Source organism: Saccharibacillus sp. CPCC 101409, assembly GCF_030518235.1.
Taxonomy (GTDB): Bacteria; Bacillota; Bacilli; order Paenibacillales; family Paenibacillaceae; genus Saccharibacillus.
The window spans coordinates 167,704-186,771 of record NZ_JAULSA010000001.1 but is presented as its reverse complement, the minus strand read 5'-3'; the positions used below and the strand labels follow the sequence as shown (position 1 = coordinate 186,771).

Annotated in this window: 14 protein-coding genes and 1 riboswitch; of the genes, 7 read left to right on the top strand and 7 right to left on the bottom strand. The window is 59.7% G+C overall.

What is annotated here, in order from left to right; genetic code table 11:
* The first annotated feature begins 66 nt into the window (after positions 1-66).
* Genes QWJ34_RS00820 through QWJ34_RS00810 form a run of 3 tightly spaced genes read left to right on the top strand, consistent with a single transcriptional unit; the run spans position 67 to position 4,099 of the window.
* A complete protein-coding gene (locus tag QWJ34_RS00820; RefSeq protein WP_302725151.1) occupies positions 67-1,377 on the top strand; it encodes an aldehyde dehydrogenase family protein in 1,311 nt (436 codons plus the stop codon).
* Positions 1,378-1,429: 52 nt separating this feature from the next.
* A complete protein-coding gene (locus QWJ34_RS00815) occupies positions 1,430-2,959 on the top strand; it encodes a phytoene desaturase family protein (RefSeq protein WP_302725150.1) in 1,530 nt (509 codons plus the stop codon).
* A 30-nt stretch (positions 2,960-2,989) separates the two neighbouring features.
* Positions 2,990-4,099 (top strand): glycosyltransferase family 2 protein, encoded by a 1,110-nt coding sequence (locus QWJ34_RS00810; protein WP_302725149.1) that lies wholly within the window; start codon positions 2,990-2,992, stop codon positions 4,097-4,099.
* Between the two features lie 45 nt (positions 4,100-4,144).
* Here the strand turns inward: QWJ34_RS00810 and QWJ34_RS00805 are convergent, their stop codons facing one another.
* From QWJ34_RS00805 to QWJ34_RS00775, 7 genes are all read right to left on the bottom strand, one after another.
* On the bottom strand, positions 4,145-4,933 hold the full coding sequence (locus tag QWJ34_RS00805) for a carbon-nitrogen family hydrolase (RefSeq protein ID WP_302725148.1): 789 nt from the start codon (positions 4,931-4,933) through the stop codon (positions 4,145-4,147).
* Between the two features lie 163 nt (positions 4,934-5,096).
* Positions 5,097-5,228: riboswitch (SAM riboswitch) on the top strand.
* A 376-nt stretch (positions 5,229-5,604) separates the two neighbouring features.
* Positions 5,605-7,152 (bottom strand): gluconokinase, encoded by a 1,548-nt coding sequence (gntK, locus tag QWJ34_RS00800; protein ID WP_302725147.1) that lies wholly within the window; start codon positions 7,150-7,152, stop codon positions 5,605-5,607.
* A 128-nt stretch (positions 7,153-7,280) separates the two neighbouring features.
* Positions 7,281-8,642: a GntT/GntP/DsdX family permease gene (locus QWJ34_RS00795; protein WP_302725146.1), complete on the bottom strand. Its 1,362-nt coding sequence runs from the start codon at positions 8,640-8,642 to the stop codon at positions 7,281-7,283.
* Between the two features lie 96 nt (positions 8,643-8,738).
* Entirely contained in the window at positions 8,739-9,410 is a 672-nt protein-coding gene (locus QWJ34_RS00790; protein ID WP_302725812.1) for a GntR family transcriptional regulator, read from the bottom strand.
* Positions 9,411-9,539: 129 nt separating this feature from the next.
* Positions 9,540-10,439: a phosphogluconate dehydrogenase (NAD(+)-dependent, decarboxylating) gene (gnd, locus tag QWJ34_RS00785; protein WP_302725811.1), complete on the bottom strand. Its 900-nt coding sequence runs from the start codon at positions 10,437-10,439 to the stop codon at positions 9,540-9,542.
* A 322-nt stretch (positions 10,440-10,761) separates the two neighbouring features.
* Entirely contained in the window at positions 10,762-12,165 is a 1,404-nt protein-coding gene (locus tag QWJ34_RS00780) for a zinc ribbon domain-containing protein (RefSeq protein WP_302725145.1), read from the bottom strand.
* A gap of 127 nt (positions 12,166-12,292) precedes the next feature.
* Positions 12,293-13,819, bottom strand: a complete 1,527-nt coding sequence (locus QWJ34_RS00775) for a glycoside hydrolase family 32 protein (protein ID WP_302725144.1) — start codon at positions 13,817-13,819, stop codon at positions 12,293-12,295.
* A gap of 308 nt (positions 13,820-14,127) precedes the next feature.
* Here QWJ34_RS00775 and infC point away from each other — a divergent pair, with 308 nt between their 5' ends.
* The 4 genes from infC (at position 14,128) to QWJ34_RS00755 (ending at position 19,060) form a co-directional block, all read left to right on the top strand.
* Positions 14,128-14,601, top strand: a complete 474-nt coding sequence (infC, locus tag QWJ34_RS00770; protein ID WP_302725143.1) for a translation initiation factor IF-3 — start codon at positions 14,128-14,130, stop codon at positions 14,599-14,601.
* Between the two features lie 13 nt (positions 14,602-14,614).
* Complete coding sequence (locus QWJ34_RS00765; protein WP_302725142.1) at positions 14,615-15,079, top strand: pyridoxamine 5'-phosphate oxidase family protein; 465 nt, start codon at positions 14,615-14,617, stop codon at positions 15,077-15,079.
* 94 nt (positions 15,080-15,173) lie between these two features.
* Entirely contained in the window at positions 15,174-17,147 is a 1,974-nt protein-coding gene (locus QWJ34_RS00760) for an ATP-binding cassette domain-containing protein (protein WP_302725141.1), read from the top strand.
* Positions 17,144-19,060 carry an ABC transporter ATP-binding protein gene (locus tag QWJ34_RS00755; RefSeq protein WP_302725140.1) on the top strand — a complete coding sequence of 639 codons (1,917 nt, stop codon included), beginning with the start codon at positions 17,144-17,146 and terminating at the stop codon, positions 19,058-19,060. The genes QWJ34_RS00760 and QWJ34_RS00755 overlap by 4 nt, the downstream gene beginning before the upstream one ends.
* Positions 19,061-19,068 lie beyond the last annotated feature (8 nt).

Below are 19,068 nucleotides of genomic sequence, written 5' to 3'. Positions count from 1 at the left end.
GTTCTGCAAGCCTTACCGGAAAGACAGCGCGAAGAATTGTTATCCAAAGGAAGTCCTTCAAGCGAGATGCGCAAAAAGCAGCTTTTAAAGCTGAAAAGTATCCTTTTGGAGCGCGAAAAAGAATTGACCGACGCCCTTTATGCGGACTTGGGCAAACCGGCGTTCGAATCTTTTTCGTCCGAGATCGCCGTTCTGTTGAACGAAATCGATTATGTGTGCAGGCACCTGTCCAACTGGAACCGGTCCCGGAAATCGCGGCATCTTAAATTGGGTTACGTAGAAGCGCTTCGAAAAAAAAGGCATCCGTACGGAAGCGTACTGGTTATCGGCTCGTGGAATTATCCGGTCCAGCTTACGCTGATGCCTGTGATCGGGGCGATCGCCGGCGGGAACTCCTGCGTCGTCAAACCGTCCGAATACGCGCCGGCGTCGGCCGAACTGCTGAAAAAAATCATCAATCGGGCCTTTCCTCCCGAACAATTGCACGTCGTGACGGGCGATGGACAAACCGCCGGCCTGCTGACGTCGGCCCCTTTCGACTTGATTTTCTTCACGGGCAGCGGGCAAACGGGGAAGCTTGTGGCCGATCAGGCAGCCAAACGGCTTACGCCGGTAATCCTGGAACTCGGCGGGAAAAACCCGTGCATCCTGGACGAAACAGGATTTTCCCCGGCAGCCGTCAGGGACATCGTCTGGGGTAAATTCCTCAATGCCGGCCAGACCTGCATCGCGCCGGATACCCTGTTCGTCCATCAATCCGTTTACGAGCAGACGCTGGACGAAATTTCCGCTGCGCTTTCCGCTTTCTACGGAGAGCAGCCCCAGGCAAGCGGAGATTACGGAAGGATTTGTACGGACGCCCATTTTCAAAAGGTGGTTGGGTTTATCGGCCAGGGCACGGTCCGCCGCGGCGGCGCGCACGACCGGTCCGACCGCTTTATCGCTCCGACCGTGCTGACGGACATCGAACCGGGAAGTTCCGTTTTGCGGGAAGAAATTTTCGGGCCGGTTCTTCCGGTTATTCCCTACGCCGATCTGGAAACTTTATTATCCGGCGGCAGTCTCCAGCGCGATGCGCTCACCGGATACATTTTCAGCACAAACAAACATCGCATTCAGCGGTTCAACGAATATATGCGCTCCTCGACCATCGGCGTCAATCAAGTGATCCATCATGCCGCAAGCCCCCATATCTCGTTCGGAGGAGTCGGACAAAGCGGATACGGCGCTTATCACGGCAAAGCCGGTTTTACAGCTTTCAGTTACGAAAAAACGCATGTCCGAACCTATCATTACCTGCGTTTTCCCGGGAAATTCCCGCCGTATTCCGACCGAAACCTGAACGCGTTGAAAAAGTTGAGGAAGTGGCTGCTGTAATAGCAATCGATACCGGAATAAAGAAAACAGGATGCGGAAATGAGGATTTTGCATGAGCAAAAAGGTGATTGTCATCGGAAGCGGGGTGGCGGGGCTCGCTTCTGCCATCAGGCTTCAGGCCGCGGGTTACCAGGCGGAAATCTATGAAAAAGGCTCGATGCCCGGCGGCAAAATGAACCGTATCGAATTGGAAGGAGGATACAAATTCGATCTGGGGCCGAGCATCGTGATGCTGCCGGAAATCTACCGGGAAGTGTTCGAACTGTGCGGCCGCGATCCGGACGACTATATTCCGATGGAGAAACTGGACCCGATTTATCGGGCTTATTTCAGCGATATTCCCCACCGGCCGTTCGATATCTCTTCCGATATGACCCGGTTGACCCGGACGATCGAATCGATCAGCGAAGAAGACACGGCGGGCTTTTTTCGTTATATGCATGAAATCTACCAGAAATTCATCATCGCCAAGCGTTACATTCTTCCAAGACCTTTCCGCAAAAGAGGCGATTTCTACAACCTACCGATGCTCAAAAAAGCCGTGAAGCTGAAGCCTTACGATACCGCGGACCGGTTCGTCGGCCGGTATATCAAGAACAAAAGGCTGCGACAAATGATCAGCTTTCAAACACTGTATATCGGCATCTCCCCTCTCACCAGCCCTTCTTTTTATACGATGATTCCCATGCTTCAATTTCTGTACGGCGTATGGTTTATCAAGGGCGGCATGTATACGATGGCTTTGTCGATGGAGAGGCTTTTCAAGGAACTTGGAGGGACGATTCATTACGGCAGGAACGTACAGGAGATCTCTATTCAAAACGGAAAAGCGGAAGGGATTGTCGTGGACGGGCAAAAAATCGCTTCGGATTATGTCGTTTGCAACGCGGACTTCCCGTATGCGATCAAACATCTGGTCCAGGACAAGCCGGCCAAAGGCAAATATACCGACGAAAAAGTCGACAGCCTGAAATATTCTTGTTCCTGTTTCCTGCTTTACCTCGGCATGGACCGAAAGTACGAAGAAATCGACCATGTGCATAATTTTATTTTCAATGAAAACCTCGACCGGAATCTCAAAGATATTTTCGACGGCAAAAAACTGACGAACGCTTCTTTCTACGTGTACATCGCTTCGAAAATGGATTCGTCTCTGGCGCCCGAAGGGAAAGACGGCTTGTATGTCCTGATGCCCGTATCGAATGCGGCCGAATCGAATTACGAATGGGACGAGGAGACGGTTTCTTATTATCGCGCTTACATCCTTAACGAATTGAAGAAGATTCGCGGCTTCGAAAATATCGAGAACGAGATCGTTGCGGAAACGCATACCACGCCGCTCGATTTCCGTTCGAAGTTCAACGCGCATAACGGCGCCGCGTTCGGTTTGCAGCCTATTCTGAAGCAGAGCAACCACTATCGCCCGCAAAGCAAAGCGAGCCATTGCGAAAATTTGTACTTTACCGGAAGCAGCACGCATCCCGGCGCCGGCGTCCCGATCGTGCTGCTGTCGGCCAAAATCGCCGCCCAGGAATTGATCCAGGACGATACGGGCGAGCTGTTCGATTATTCGGTAAAATAAAAAAAGATCGGATGAAGAAAGGCGGCGGATATGATAACGGCTTTGGAAATGATTAAACTGGCAATCGGATTTGCGGCGGCGGCGATCGGTGTCCTGATGTTCCGGTCGCTGCCGGTCCCCGGTCCCTCCACCTCATCCGCGGCCGGCCTCCCGTTTCTGTCCATCCTTATTCCGGCCAGAAACGAAGCAAGCCGAATCCCGCCTCTGCTGCGATCGCTGCAGGAGCAGCGGTTCAGGTCGTTCGAAATTCTGGTTATCGACGACGATTCGTCGGACGGGACCGCGGCTGTCGCGGAAAGCTTCGGCGCCAGGGTGCTGCGGAACGAAGGCGCAGGAAAATCGGCGGCCTGCTGGTACGGCGCCCAACAGGCCAAAGGAAGCTGGTTGTTATTTTTGGACGCCGATACAAGGTTCGAAAGCGTGGACGGATTAAGCCATCTGCTGCATTTCTACCGGGAAAAAGGAGCCCGGGGCATTACGGCGCTGCAGCCTTTTCATACCGTCGAGCGTTGGTATGAATACATCTCCGTCGTCTTCAACATCATCGTTGTCGTGGGCATGAATCTATTTACCGTCTGGGGTTCGCGGTTCAAAACGGCCGGTTCGTTCGGCCCGTGCATCCTATGCAATCGGGACGATTACTTTTTGTCCGGAGGCCACCAAAAAATCGAAGGCGCCATCATGGACGATCTGGCGCTGGGCGAAGCGTTTCTGGAACAGGATCTTCCTGTTCGCTGTCTCGGCGGCAAAGGCATCATCTCTTTGCGCATGTACCCGGAAGGCGTAGGAAGTCTGATCGAGGGCTGGTGCAAAAGTTTCGCCGTCGGCTCCAAGTCCACTCATCCCGCCGTCATGTTCATGGTCGTCTTATGGATTTCCGGCAGTTTCATCGCCGCGGCAGCCCTGATCTCTTCCCTGATAGAATGGAATCCCGCCGCCATCTTGTTCAGCGGGATATTGTATGCGCTGTATGCTGTTCAAACGGCAGGATTTGCGGGCAGGGTCGGCAATTTCAACAAAGCGGTTTTCCTGGTTTATCCGATTTTCTTTTCGTTTTTCGTAGGCATCTATTTGTATTCCTTCATCCGGGTGAACATTTTCCATTCCGTGAATTGGAGAGGCCGTAAAATAAAAGTATGATCGTTCCCATCCATGCTCAAACCAAGAACGCGTTCCCGAATCCGTTTAACGGTACAGCTCGGTCCGGCGATCTTCGAAGACCGGAATATGTCCGCGCGCTTCCGCGGTCTCCGAAGTATCGATCTCGGCGCTGAGCAGTTCGTCATTCTTGCCGGCTTCCGCCACAATGTCTCCCAACGGATTGATTATCATCGAGCTGCCGGCAAAGTCGTGATCGGGATCGGTGCCGCTGCGGTTGCAGCCGACTACCCAGCACTGATTCTCGATCGCCCGCGCCGTCAGTAGAGCGCGCCAGTGCGAGAGTCTTTCCACCGGCCACTGCGCGACGACGAACAGCACTTCGGCGCCCGCCGCCGCATGCAGACGAATCCATTCGGGAAACCGGATATCGTAACAGATAACGCCCGCAGTCTTGACGCCGTCCAGTTCGAAATCTCCGGTTTCCCTGCCCGCCTGCAGATGGAGATGCTCGTCCATCAGCTGAAACAGATGCGCTTTGTTGTACTCCGCAATCTGCCGTCCTTCCCGGTCGTAAGCCAGCAGCGTATTGAATACGCCTTCTTCGGTACGCTTGGCGGCCGATCCGCCGATCAGATGGACGTTATGCTTGCGGGCCAGCTCTGCGAGAAAAGCTTTGCTCCGCGCCGCATCGTCTTCCGCGATCTCGTTCAGCCGCTCCAGATCGTAACCTGTTGTCCAGAGCTCCGGCAGGACCAGAATATCCGGTCCGCCCTTCATCGCCGTTTCGATTTGCTGCTCGAACGCTTTATAGTTGGCTTCCGGATTGCCGAAGATCACGTTATGCTGAATGCAAGTGATTTTCCATTTCGCCATTTTCTCAGCCTCCTGTTCGGGTTTTGCTTACGGTTCGTTTGCGGTTCATTTGCAAGTATACGGAGTTTCCGCGCAGCGCCTCCCGCCGTTGACACTCCGGATGAAGCGTGGGATAATAGGCACGATTCACAGAAGTACACGATCCATGTGCAGGGAATGAAACATCTTATCAAGAGCAGGCGGAGGGACCAGCCCGATGAAGCCCGGCAACCGACCCCATAGGGGCACGGTGCTAATTCTTGCTCGTTCGCTCGAAATTCCGCCGCGCGGAATCGAACGAACGGAGAGATAAGAAGAGACTTTCGCTTATTCAAGCCTCTTCTTGTCGGAAGAGGCTTTTTGCCGTCTCCGCTTCCGTGTTTTCCGCGTAAGTCCGGCAGCCGCCGGTTCTTATACGGGCCTGCGCCGCGGCTTATGGCCGCGCGCCTTCGCCCCGCCGGCCGCTTCCGGGCGGCCGGCTGCCTCACCGTTGCCCCGTCTCGCGCCGGCGTATTGTCCGGATCGGTCTGATTTCATTCCGATCCCGGCTGCATAAACGCATGATTCCATCCTCAAATGCGATCATCCGGACCTCCGGCGCCCAAAAAGGGAGCCCTTCGCAAGGCGAGCTTTCCCGGCTCGGCTGACGAAGGGCTTTTTCTATGCCCTTATTCTGTTCTTACCCAAAAACGCTACAGCTCCCCTGCCATCTCCCGCTGGAACCGGGCGATCGCTTCGTATTCGTGCGTCAGGCTGCGCGACACGGAAATAAAGATCGGCAGCAGATGTTTATACACTCTGGCGTTGTCTTCGACCGGCTCGTGGCGGTGCGTGCCGCCGATCATGTCTTCGACTACGTTCAGCGAATCGACGCGTCCGAGCGCGTACAGACCCAGTACGGCCGCGCCGAGACAGGAGCTTTCGAAGCTTTCCGGGATCACGACTTCCTGGTCGAAGATATCCGCCATCATCTGCCGCCACAGCGGCGAGCGCGCAAAGCCGCCGGTCGCGTGAATCTTCTCCGGCCGGCCGATCTGCTCTTCCATCGCCAGCATCACCGTGTACAGATTGAAAATAACGCCTTCGAGCACCGCGCGGATCATATGCTCTTTCTTGTGGTTCATTGTCAGGCCGAAAAACGAGCCCCGCGCATCCGGGTTCCACAGCGGCGCGCGTTCGCCGGTCAGGTACGGATGGAACAGCAGTCCTTCCGAACCCGGCTGCACCTGCTGCGCGATTCGCGTCAGCACGTCGTACGGATCGATCCCCAGCCGCTTGGCCGTCTCGACTTCCGAAGCGGCGAATTCGTCGCGCACCCAGCGGAACAGCATGCCGCCGTTGTTGACCGGACCGCCGATGACCCACAGTCCGTCCGCCAGCGCATAGCAGAAAAAGCGCCCTTTCGGATCGACGACCGGACGGTCGACCACGGTGCGGATCGCCCCGCTGGTCCCGATCGTCGCCGCGACGACGCCCGGGCGGATCGCGCCGACGCCCAGGTTCGACAGCACGCCGTCGCTTGCGCCGACGATAAACGGCGTATCCCGCTCAAGCCCCAGCTGCTCCGCCAGCAGCGGGTCCAGTCCGCGCACGGCGTGCGTCGTCGGCACCGGCTGCGACAGCCGTTCCGGCGTTACCCCGGCGATCTCCAGCGCTTCCTTGTCCCAATCCAGATGCTCCAGATTGAACAGCCCGGTCGCCGAAGCGATCGAGTGATCGACCACATACTGTCCGAACAAGCGGAAGAATACGTATTCCTTGATCGAGATAAATTTCGCCGAAGCGTCGAACCATTCCGGCTGGTCATGACGCAGCCACAGCAGCTTGGACAGCGGCGACATCGGATGCACGGGCGTGCCCGTGCGCAGATAAATTTCGTGTCCGCCCAGTTCCTCCCGCAGCTTTTTCGTCCAGCCGGCGCTGCGGTTGTCCGCCCAGGTGATGCAGGTCGTCACCGGCGCTCCGCCGCCGTCCACGCCGATCAGGCTGTGCATCGCCGAACTGAACGAGACGAGCAGAATGTCTTCCGGCTTCGCGCCTCCCGCGCGAACGGCGCCCGAGATCGCCGCGATTACCGCGCGGTAAATCTCGTCCGGGTCCTGCTCGGCCACCGACGGCGACGGCGTATGCAGCGGATAGCCGATATTCTCCTGCGCGGCTACATCGCCGTTTTCCCGGAACAGCACCGCCTTCGTGCTCGTCGTGCCGATATCGACGCCGATCATCCACTTTTCGCTCATTGTACAACCTTCCTTCCGAATGCGGCAAAGCGGACCGGAGTCTCCGGTCCACTTGCGTCCGCGTATTCACATTTTTCGCCGGATTGTGTTTCGCCGGACCGGTTCGATCCCGTCCGGTTGGAACCGGCTTACACAATCGCGCTCAATATAAGAATAAAGATTAAAGCCGAGACGGACAAGATCGTTTCCATCGCCGTCCACGATTTGAGCGTCTGCACGACCGACATACCGAAAAATTCTTTGATCATCCAGAACCCGGCGTCGTTGACGTGGGACAATACCAGCGAGCCCGCGCCGGTCGCCAGCACGACCAGCTCGACGTTGACGCCGGTGGAGATTGCCAGCACCGGAGCGACGATCCCCGCGGCCGTCGTCATCGCGACCGTCGCCGAGCCCGTCGCCACGCGGATCAGCGCCGCGACCAGCCAGGCGAACAGGATCACGTTGATATGCGACTGGTTGGCCAGCGCCGCGATCGCGCCGCCGACGCCGCTGTCGATCAGCACCTGCTTGAACGCGCCGCCCCCGCCGATAATCAGGATGATCGACGCGGTCGGAGCCAGACATTCGCTCGTGAATTTAGACAGGTCGGACTTGGTGAAACCGCGGGCGAAGCCCAGCGAGAAGAACGAGAACACGGCCGAGATCAGCAGCGCGATCACTTCGTGTCCGACAAATTCGGCAAAATGCGTAAAGCCGCTCGTCCCTTCCGGATCGACGATGCCGGCGATCGAACCGAGCAGCATCAGCAGCACCGGCAGCAGGATCGTAAACAGCGTGATGCCGAAGCCCGGCAGATTGTCCGAACTTTTGGCCGAGAACTGGTCCGCCAGTTCCGCCGGCGGCGTGACGAGGATTCTTTTGCCGATAAACTTGCCGAATACCGGACCCGCGATAATCGCGGTCGGAATGCCGACGATCAGCGCGTACAGAATGGTGGTGCCGAGATTCGCGCCGAACGCGTCGATCGCGATCATCGGAGCCGGATGCGGCGGCACCAGTCCGTGCACGGTCGACAAACCGGCCAGGATCGGGATGCCGATATGCAGCAGCGACATGCCCGTTTTGCGGGCGACCAGGAAGATGATCGGAATAAGCAGAATCACGCCGACTTCGAAAAAGACCGGAATGCCGACCACGAAGCCCACGACGACCATCGCCCAGTGGACCCTTTTTTCGCCGAAACGGTCGATCAGCGTATTCGCGATCCGCTCGGCCCCGCCCGATTCGGCCATCATCTTGCCGAGCATCGTGCCGAGACCGATAACGATCGCGATTGTGCCGAGCGTGCCGCCGAGACCGCCGGTGACCGATTTGATCAGCTCCTGCGAGTCCATGCCGGCCAGCAGCCCAAGCGCCAGCGCGGACATCAGCAGCGTGACGAACGGGTTCCATTTATACTTTGCAATCAGCAGCACCAGGAAAACGATCGCGACTGCCGTCCATACGAGCAGCGTCGCATTATGACTGAGTCCGAATAAATTTTGCATACAGAACCCTCCTTGAATATATGTAGAACGCTTACAACAACAATCGGTATACTTGTCGACAACTTTATGGGAGGAGAAGCCCGGCACGGGCGTTCTTCACGGCATGCTGCGGTTCAGCGTCTCGCCCGAATCGTCGAAATACGCCTGCACCACTTCCCGGATCTTCGCGGCGTCGCCGGATTTCAACCCGTCCACCACCATCCGGTGCTTGTCCGCGACCCAGTTCATCCGCTCCTCGCCCTGCCGGAAGCCTTTCTCCGTCGTCAGCAGAATCACGGTCATGACGATCGGGCGGATACTGTTCCACAGATGCAGAATGCGCGTATGTTTGGCTTCGGCGACGATCCGTTCGTGAAACGAAAGGTCCTGGTACGCGAACTCTTCGTAATCGCCGTATTTGACGGCCAGCTTCATCTTGTCGATCGCCTGTTCGAGCTGCGCGGTCAGCGCGCCGTTATCCCGGCCGGCCAGCCGCTGCTGGGCGAAGCTTTCGATCAGGTAGCGCACGTCGTACAGCTCTTTGACGTCTTCGAGACTCAGGCCCACCACGACCGCGCCCATGCGCTGGAGGCGGATCAGGCCTTCGCCGGCCAGCATTTTCAGCGCTTCGCGGACCGGTGAACGGCTGGTGCCGAAACTTTCCGCGATGCGGTTCTCCGAGACGACTTCTCCCGGCTTGATCTCTTCGTTGATGATTTGCAGCCGCAGCCGGCTGGCGATCGACTCGCCGAGCGAAGCTCCCTGGAGCCAGGCGGAAGGATATTGCATCATTGAACGACTCCCCGTTGCTGGATTTGCCCGCTTGAACGATAAGGCCTTGTCAAACGGATGCACTCTCCCGATTCTAGCATATTTGCTCCGGAAGGTTCCATGAAACGAAGCGTTCGCCGCCGAAACTCAATCTTCTTTGACCACCGCGTGTCCGCCGAATTCGCTGCGCAGCGCCGCGACCACTTTGCCGTGGAACGTATCGTTCTCCAGCGAGCGGTACCGCATCAGCAGCGACAGGGCGATCACCGGCGTGCTCACTTCCAGATCGAGCGCTTCCTGCACCGTCCATTTGCCTTCGCCGGAGCTTTTCATCACGCCTTTGATCTCGTCCAGGTTCGGGTCTTTGGAAAAAGCGTTCTCGGTCAGTTCCATCAGCCAGCCGCGAATAACGGACCCGTGCGACCAGACGCGCGCCACCGCTTCGTGATCGTAATCGAACGCGCTTTTCTCCAGTACTTCGAAGCCTTCGCCGATCGCCTGCATCATGCCGTATTCGATGCCGTTGTGCACCATTTTGAGATAATGCCCGCTGCCGCTCGGTCCGGTATACAGATAGCCGCTTTCGACCGACAGGTCTTGGAACAGCGGCTCGATCGTCTTGAAGACTTGTTTGTCGCCGCCGACCATGAAGCAGCCGCCGTTCTCCGCGCCCGACATGCCGCCGCTCGTACCCGCGTCGAAGAAAAAGAGGCCTTTGCGCGCAAGCGCCTCCGCCCGGCGGATCGAGTCTTTGTACTTCGAATTGCCGCCGTCGATTACGATATCGCCTTCTTCGAGCAGCGCGGACAGCCCGTCCAGCACGCCGTCCACGATCGGACCCGCCGGCACCATCACCCAGACGATCCGCGGCTTCTCCAATCGACCGACCAGCTCGGCCACGGATTCCGCCGCAAACGCGCCTTTGTCCGCCAGTTCCGCGCCCGGGGCCGGATTGACATCGTTTACAACAACCTCGTGCCCATTGTTCAGCAAATTCAATACCAGATTGTAGCCCATTTTGCCCAGACCGATCATGCCAAGCTTCAAGACGATCACTCCTTTTCTTTCCCTCGTATCCATAACCGTTCCGCCTAAAATTTAAACAAGTATACCTGTATACAACTTTCGGTTTTATCTTACTCTCCCGCTTGCGGATTTGTAAAGACAAATTTGTAAGCGGTTTATCGGCGGCCGGAATCGTAAGGTTTGTTCACGGCTGTCCGCTCGGGGGACAACATCGGCAGAGAAACAAAAACGGCACCCTTTAAGGATGCCGCCGCGTCGGTAAAAAACAGCGCGGGCGGAACGCTCCGGTAATCCATTACCCGCCTGCGGTCGAGATAAACAATATTTTCCATTCCATTCGCGGTCAGTTCGTTTTCTCGCCTTTGCCGCTCAAAATCTTCATGGTTCCGTTCTCGTAGCCTACCTGGTAAACGGCTTTGTAGGTCGAATACTGCATCTCCGAATCTTTGTCTTCCCAGGCGGTGATGCCGATCGTGACTTCGACGTTCCCGTCTTTGCGCGCCGACGATATGGAATCGATCCAGACCGAATACGTATCGGCGTAACCGGCCGCAAAGTCGGCGTACCCCGTTCCTTTCTGCCAGCGGCCGCCGAGCAGATTGTACGCGCCCGAATAGTTCTGCATATTCAAATTGTCGTAAAAAGACTGGACCGCGTATTCCGCTTCGCCCTGCTCGGCCGCCCATTCGACGCGGGCGCGGTCCGCCGCTTCTTCCGCCTGCCGCTGGGCTTCGGCCGCCTCCGCGGCCTGCTGCCGCGCGTCCTCGGCTTTCTGTTCCGCTTCGGCCGCTTTGCGCTCCGCTTCCTTCGCTTTGCGTTCCGAGTCGATCCGGCTTTGCAGCCCGGTCAGCGCGGAATCGCCTTCCGCGTACCGCAGCGCCGAGCCGACGACGGCGGAGGCTGAGTCGAAGCTGCCGCTTTGCAGCAGCTCTTCGGCGCGCGCGGAGCTGACCGACACGATCTTCGCGACGATCAGTCCGCGCACTTCTTTCGCATCGCCGCCGCTCAGCGCGTCGGCTTCGTCCAGCCGGGAAGCCAGCGCGTCCACGTCGCCGAGCTGCTCCACTTCCCGCTTCATGTTCAGCACGGACAGCCGTTCGCGGCTGTCTTCGGCCTGTGCCTTCTCCGGCTCGAACAGCGGCTCGCCGCGATCGCCGAGCAGCTGTTCGACAGCGGAAAGCGATTCCGCCGCCGATTCCGCGTCGCCCCGATCGAGCAGGCCGGACACTTTGTCCAGCCCTTTCTGCGCGCTTTGCGCCGTTTCGACCAGAGTCCGGTCGGTCCGGATGCCTTCGTGCTGCGGAGCCAGCGCCGAAGCCCGGGCCAGCTTGTCCAGTGCTGCCGGATAATCGCCTTCCAGCGCAAGCTTGCTCGCCGCTTCGTGCAGCTCCGCGGCCTGCGCGGCGCTGCCGGTCTCATGCTCGTACCAGCCGTATCCGCCGCCCGCGGCCGCCAGGATCGCCAGCGCGATCACGGGCGGCACCCATTTCTGCCTCATGAACGTCATGCGCCGGCTCGGTTCGGCGTACCGGTTTCCGTCGTAATGACGGCGTCCGCCCGAAGCGGACGGCTTGTCTTTGGACAGCATGTCGGACGGAAATACGCGGGGCGCTCCTTTGGCCTGGCCTTTCTCTTCGCCGCGGGCGGCCGGCCCCGCCTGCGGTTTCGACGCGCCGAGGCGCGTTCCGCACTTGGAACAGAAAGATGCGTGCTCCGGCTGCCGTTCTCCGCATTTGCTGCAGTACATGGTTGACCCCTCCCTGGTGCTTAAAGCCTATCCGTTTCATTCTAAGCCTGCTTGCTACTAATGTAGCATAATCCGGCCGATTTTAGGAGGAAATTTCCTTGTCGCGCAAATTGCGGAACCAAGCGGTTCAGGCTTCCCCGCCGATTGCGTAAAGCCGGAATTCTTCCACTGCAAACGCTCCTTCTTTTTCTTCCGCTTCGTCCGCCGATACCGATATCCCGTTCGCGCCCGCCCGCGGGAAGATCAAATCCGTGACCGCGGCTTTGCCGTCGCCCGCAAATACCTCGACCGAGCTGCGGTCCACGAAGATCCGCAGTTCGAGAGCGCCGCCTGCCGATTCCGCGACCGGATCATGCAGCGGCGCGGTGTGCCGGCCCGCGAACAATTCGTGAAAATCCGATACGCCGGAGCGCGTGCGGTCCACGTAGAGCGTATTCGCCGCCGCGTCCACGCCGATCAGCGTTCCGCTTTTGACGTCCGCCGCGCCCGCGCCTTCTTTTACCCGCACTCCGAACGAAACGCCCTCCGGAACGCGGACCGTCACTTCATAGCCGTCCGGCAGCCGCGGGGCCAGCTTGTCCAGCGCTTCGTTCAGCTCCTCGGCCGAGGACCGGCCGAGCTCCAGCAGGGGCCTGCGCCGCTCCTCCAATTCGCGCGTAGGCCGCTGGACCAGAACGGTCTGCGCGCCGTGCGTTTCCAGCGTCAATTCACGCACGATGGTCATCGCGCCGCGCCAGCCTTCGGTCGGCGTCTGATTGGCATAATGCCAGTTGCTCATCCAGCCGATATACAGCCGCCTGCCGTCTTCGGCCGGCACATCCGACCAGCTGACTCCGGCATAGTTGTCGCGCCCGTAATCCAGCCAGCGGATCTGCCGCGACGCTTCGTCCGGAACGAACGTCCGTCCGTCGAAATTCCCGGTAAAGTACTGCGTGCGCGAGCCTTCCGCCAGATTGGGCTGCGCGCCCACGCTGACCAGCATAACCCATATGATCCGGGAGGAGTCTCCGTCCACGGCCAGCGGGAACAGGTCCGGGCATTCCCAGACCCCGTCGTGGCAGCCGATTCCGTCGCCGAACGACGAGCTTTCCGTCCAATTTTTCAGATCGGGCGAACGAAACAGCTTCACGACCTGTCCGCAGGCCAGGATCATCACCCAGGAAGACGTATCGGCGTGCCAGAACACTTTGGGATCGCGAAAGTCCGCCGGCGCTTCGCTGCGCAGCACGGGATTGCCTTCGTACTTGGTCCAGGTCCGTCCGCGGTCCGCGCTGTACGCCAGACTCTGATGCTGGATAAACGGCCGTCCCGGCGTTTCGGCGTGATGCGTGAAGACCGCGACCAAGCCGGGTCCGTCCGAAAAAAATCCCGACGTATTGTTCCAGTCCACCACCGCGCTGCCGGAGAAGATGGCGCCGTGCTCGTCGGGCACAAGCGCGATATTCAGTTCTTCCCAATGCACCAGATCGCTCGAAACCGCATGCCCCCAGTGCATCGGTCCCCAGATCGTGCCGAACGGATGATACTGGAAAAAGAGATGGTACTCCCCGTCGTAGTGAACCAGCCCGTTGGGATCGTTGATCCAATTCGCTTTCGGTGAAAAATGATAGCTCCCCCGGTAATCCGGCTGCTGCCGACCCGTTTGTACGGACATTTTTCGCTCCTCCCGCGGCAGGCTCCGGCCCGGTCGTCAGGCTTCCCGGATCCGCGCGCCGCTTGTCTTTTGGATTTCCTTTGTTCCTTTCGTCGAACGGCTGCCCGAGTCCTGCCGGAAATCTTCAATATTGCAGGCCTGGCATGGATAAATTTGTAAACCATTGCCGATGTGGATATGCGGCTGTTGCACGGTCGTCCCGATCGCGTTAGGCTTGAAAAAGAAAGTTTGCTTAAACACGCATACGCAGTCTTTTTCAACCCGGAACATTCCAGCTAGAACATTTCAGGAAACGGAGCGATAGAGTCATGATCAAAAACGAAAAAATCAAAGCGGCCGAAGTCGACGTCACCGGCGTGAACGGCGAAGCGCTCGGCGTCATGACGACAAGCGAAGCGTTGAAGCTGGCGAAGGAATTGGGTGTGGACCTCGTCTGCACCTCCCTTTACTCCAGTCCGCCTCCCTGCTCGCTGATTTCTTCCGGCAAAGCCAGAGAAGCCAGGCAGCAGGAGAAAAAAGCGGCCCGCCCGGCCAAAGTGAAAGAAATCCGGCTGACGCCGAATATCGAAGAGCACGATTACGAAACGAAAAAGAACCAGGCGCAGCGCATCCTCCAGGGCGGAGATTCCGTTCAATTCGTCGTCAAAGTCTCCGGCAAAGAAGGCGCCAAAGCGAAAGAACTGCTGGAAGAACTGCTGCGCGACCTGAAAGCCGACGGACAGAAAAAAACCGGCATCCAGATCAGCGGCAAGCAGGCGGCGGTGCAGGTCGACCCGATTTAGGAGGATGCCAATCATGCCCAATCAGCCCAATCTGAACGAAGAACTCTTCAGCCTGCTCGACGGCCGCAGCCTGGCGGACAAAGCCCGTCTCGCCATGACGCTGCACACCGTCGGCGAAGACGGTTACCCGCACCAGGCGATGGTCGGCGCGGGCGAAGTGCTGGCCGAGTCGCGCGAACGGCTGCGTATCGCGCTGTGGATCGGCACGGGCACGACCGGCAATCTGCTGCGCACGGGCAAAGCGCTGCTCGCGGTCGTATACGGCGGCGTCTCGTACGCGATCCGCCTGGACTGCGAGCCGCTGCCCGAACTTGACGGAGCCCGGCATCCGAGAGCGCGCTTCGCCGCCGACATCGTCGACGTCCGCGCCGACACGGCCAAATATGCCGAGCTGACGAGCGGAATCACGATAGTCCTGCATGATGCGCCGGCCGTCGTCGAACGCTGGATCGAGACGTTGGAAGAATTGAAGCAATGAGAATTAATTAACTGCGCTCCCAGTAAATCCATGCTATGCTTTTGCGGATTGTTTTGACCCGTACAGCCATCAATCCGAAGGAGCATCGCCGCCCATGAACCTCGAAGCCCGCTCTTATACCCCGCTTTATTACATCAAGATTCCGCTCAAAGTCGCGCCGCTGCACACGCTCGCTATTCTGCTGCTGCTGACGGCCGCGGCGCTTGCGCCCAGCCTTCTGATCGCGGTCACGGCCGATTTCGTCAATACGGCGCTGGCAGTTGTCGGTTCCGCCGCCGGCGCCGGGGGCGGAACACCGGGCGTGTCCGCTGCCGCCTCAGTCGCGATGAAAGACGGATTTACCGCGATCGCAGGCCCGCTTGCTCTGCTCGCGCTGACGCTGCTTTCTTCGCGTCTGGCGTCTTTGCTGCTGAACGCGCTCAAGCTGCGCCTCGGGCGCCGGATGCGCGAAGCCGTCGACCCGCGGATTTTGCGCAAACGCGGCTCGCTTTCCTACCCTCATATCGAAAACGACGAAACCTGGGACCTGATCGCCCGTGTCGGCAAAAATCCGTCCGAACGCTTGAGCGGCGCTTTTTACAATCTGCTCGACGCCGCCGAATACGTCGTCCGCATCGGGGGCGTTCTCGCCGTGCTGTCCGCCCAGGCTTGGTGGATCGGCGCACTGACGCTGGCCGCCGCGGTGCCGCTGACGAAGCTCGCCTTCTCGCTGGGACGCGAAGATTATCTGGCCTATGCCGCCGCCCAAACGCCCGCAAGACGCGCCGATTACCTGCGCGACGTGCTGTCCTCGCGCGCCGACCTGGAAGAACGGACGCTGTTCCGCTACGGCGAAGAAGTCGGACGCAGATGGAGCGCGGCGTTCGAAGAAGCGCGGCTGATCGTCCGGCATGCGCTTCGCCGCAACTTTATCCGCACCAAAAGCGCCGCGATTCTGACGTCCCTGCTCGGGCTGATCGTATCGCTGCTGCTTCTGCTGCCGCTGACGCGCGGGTCGCTGAGCGCCGGGATGTACATCGGACTGGCGACGGCGGTGTGGAATCTGTCCGAGCAGATGTCGTGGCGGCTGTCGCAGGTCTTCCAGCAGGTCGCGCAGAATCGGGCTTTTCTGGCGGACTGGACCGCGTTTATGGCGCTGGACGAAGTTCCGGGCGCGGAACTCACGCCGGACTTCGCCGCGCAGGAAGAGCCGCTCGGCGCTATCGTATTCGACCGCGTCGGCTTCGCTTACCCCGGCTCCGCGCATCCCGTGCTGGATAATCTGTGCCTGACGCTCGAACCCGGCAAACGCTACGCGATCGTCGGCCGCAACGGCGCGGGCAAGTCCACGCTCGTCAAACTGCTGACCGGTCTTTACACCGACTACACGGGCAGCATTGTCGTCGGCGGGCGCGATCTGCGGCAGTGGCCGGCGGAAGAGCTCAAAGCGGCGTTTGCCGTGACGTTTCAGGATTATGCGAACTACGAAGTGCCGCTGCGGGCGCAGGTAGCGCTGGGTTCGCGGCACTTTGGCACAGACACCGATAGCGCCTCTATCAAACATAACTGCCATCTGCCCGGCGGCGCTTCCTCCGATCCCGTCCGGAAGGCGCTGGAGCAGGTCGGTCTGGGCGGGCTTGCCGATACGCTGCCGCTCGGGACGGAGACGCCGCTCGGGCGCCTGGAAACGGGCGCGGCCGATTTGTCCGGCGGACAATGGCAGCGGGTCGCTTTGGCGCGCAACGCGCTCAGCGGCGCTCCGGTGCATATTTTGGACGAGCCGACCGCCGCGCTCGATCCGGTCGGCGAGCATCGCTTGTACGAGCTGTTCGGAGCGATCGGCAAAGAATCGGGCGCAACCGTGATCCAGATTACGCACCGGCTCGGCGCGGCCGTATCGGCCGACGAGATTCTGGTGCTGGACGGCGGAGCGGTCGCGGAGACCGGCAGCCACGCCGAACTCCTGCTCGCGGGCGGGTTGTACGCCGAGATGTACGAATCGCAGCGGAGCTGGTATGCGGAAGAACGGACCGGTCAGGACGAGAGCCAAACGCGGATCGATTCCGGAACGATGGAGGGGACGGGATGAGCGCCGGCAATCGGATCGCAAACACGTCCGTACAAACGGCAAACGGCGGCAGCGGGCGCTTCTCGCCCTGGCGCATCCTGCGTTTTCTGCTGCCGCGGATCGCGTCGGTCCAGCCGAAACTTTTTGCCGGATACGTTCTGCTGTTCGTCGTCGACGCCGCTTTCTTCCCGCTCTCCGTCCGGGCGATGCAGCGTCTGTTCGACCGGATCGCCGCTTCGGCGCAGCCGCCGGACGCCGGTACGATGCTGGCCGGAGCGGCGGCCGCGCTGCTGATGCTGTTCGCGATCAAAACGGCGGGGCAGCTCGTCAACGGCGTCGCCTACTTCATCGCGGAAACGTACGATTCCTATTCGACCGCGCGCCTGACCGAACTGCTGAGCCGCAAGCTGGGACGCCTGCACCCGGTTTCGTTCGAAGAACCCGACACGCTAAGCGCGATCGAAAAAGCCTATGCCGGCATCCGCCACGCGGTCGCCTACGTCAATACGATGCTGGACGTGTGTATCGTGTATGTGCCGCAGCTCCTGTTTATGGGCGCGTACTTGTTTATGCTGCGGCCTGCGCTTACGCTGTCCGTCCTGCTGGCGTTCGCGCCGGTGCTGCTCGGCCAGCTGATCCGCGCGCGGCTGTACGCCGGGCTGGAAGACCGATCGTCGCCGGCGCGCCGCAAAATGGACAGCTATGCCGACAGCATCGCCGGACGGACGGCGCTCAAGCAGACACGGCTGCTCGGCGGTTTTCCGTACTTTTACCGGCTGTACGTCGAAGCGCTGCGCAGCCTGAATACGCTCAAGCAAAAAGCGGACACGCGGGCGAATCTGCTGGAGCTCGGCGCGCAGCTGCTGACGTTTGCGGGCTACTTCGGCGTGATGGCGCTGTTGGCGGCTTCGCTGCTTCAAGGGAGTATCGGCGTCGGCGCTTTTGCAGCCGTGTTCGCGTCGATCGACCGCATGTTCCAGCTTATGGAGGAACTGATTGCCGGACGGCTGGCGAAGAACGCGGAGAATTTCGGAAAAATCCGCAATTATTTGCGGGCGATGGAACTGCCGGAGCGTGGAGCGGAGACCGTTTCGGCGGCGGAGGATTCAACTGCGAATACTGAACCTTGCCCGCCCGCCATCGTATGCGAAAATGTGAGTTTTACCTATCCGTCCGCGCCGCATAAAAGTCTGGACGGGATCGACCTCGATATCCATCCGGGCGAAACGCTCGCCGTGGTCGGAGCCAACGGCTCCGGCAAAACGACGCTGGTGCGGCTGCTGACCGGCCTGTATCTCCCGACGGAAGGAGCCTTGCTGCACAACGGCGTGCCGACATCGGAGCTTCCGCCGGAAGAATTGTTTGCCGGGACGTCGGCGGTGTTTCAGCATTACCGGCGGTATCGCATGACGCTGGCGGACAACGTGACGATCGGGGAATGGAGACTCAAGTCCGCCGGATCGTCCCAATCGCCTGGCGCGGAACCGCCCATTCTTTGCGAAAAGCTGGAATCCGCGGCCGGCGAAGCCGGGCTTCCGCTGACTGAAGACGTCTTCCCGGACGGCTTCGATACGATGCTGTCGCGCGAATTCGGCGGCGTCGAGCTGTCCGGCGGCCAGTGGCAGCGCGTCGCGATCGCGCGCGGCCTGTACCGCGCGCACGGATTCATCGTGCTCGACGAACCGACGGCGGCGATCGATCCGCTGGAGGAAACGCGCGTGTACCGCCGCTTCGCCGAAGCCGCCGCCGGCCGCACCGCGCTGATCGTCACGCACCGGCTCGGCTCCGTCCGGCTGGCGGACCGTATCCTCGTGCTGCACGGCGGCCGGCGCGCCGGGCTGGGCACGCACGAAGAACTGCTGGCGGACTGCGCGGTTTACCGGGAGATGTGGGAAGCGCAGGCGGAGTATTATACGGAGAAGCAGACGGTTTGATTGATAGT

Coding starts and splice junctions, on each gene's coding strand:
- QWJ34_RS00820 (WP_302725151.1), top strand. CDS start 67: ATGCGCAAAAAGCAGCTTTTAAAGCTGAAAAGTATCCTTTTGGAGCGC.
- QWJ34_RS00815 (WP_302725150.1), top strand. CDS start 1,430: ATGAGCAAAAAGGTGATTGTCATCGGAAGCGGGGTGGCGGGGCTCGCT.
- QWJ34_RS00810 (WP_302725149.1), top strand. CDS start 2,990: ATGATAACGGCTTTGGAAATGATTAAACTGGCAATCGGATTTGCGGCG.
- QWJ34_RS00805 (WP_302725148.1), bottom strand. CDS start 4,933: ATGGCGAAATGGAAAATCACTTGCATTCAGCATAACGTGATCTTCGGC.
- gntK (WP_302725147.1), bottom strand. CDS start 7,152: ATGAGCGAAAAGTGGATGATCGGCGTCGATATCGGCACGACGAGCACG.
- QWJ34_RS00795 (WP_302725146.1), bottom strand. CDS start 8,642: ATGCAAAATTTATTCGGACTCAGTCATAATGCGACGCTGCTCGTATGG.
- QWJ34_RS00790 (WP_302725812.1), bottom strand. CDS start 9,410: ATGCAATATCCTTCCGCCTGGCTCCAGGGAGCTTCGCTCGGCGAGTCG.
- QWJ34_RS00780 (WP_302725145.1), bottom strand. CDS start 12,165: ATGTACTGCAGCAAATGCGGAGAACGGCAGCCGGAGCACGCATCTTTC.
- QWJ34_RS00775 (WP_302725144.1), bottom strand. CDS start 13,819: ATGTCCGTACAAACGGGTCGGCAGCAGCCGGATTACCGGGGGAGCTAT.
- infC (WP_302725143.1), top strand. CDS start 14,128: ATGATCAAAAACGAAAAAATCAAAGCGGCCGAAGTCGACGTCACCGGC.
- QWJ34_RS00765 (WP_302725142.1), top strand. CDS start 14,615: ATGCCCAATCAGCCCAATCTGAACGAAGAACTCTTCAGCCTGCTCGAC.
- QWJ34_RS00760 (WP_302725141.1), top strand. CDS start 15,174: ATGAACCTCGAAGCCCGCTCTTATACCCCGCTTTATTACATCAAGATT.
- QWJ34_RS00755 (WP_302725140.1), top strand. CDS start 17,144: ATGAGCGCCGGCAATCGGATCGCAAACACGTCCGTACAAACGGCAAAC.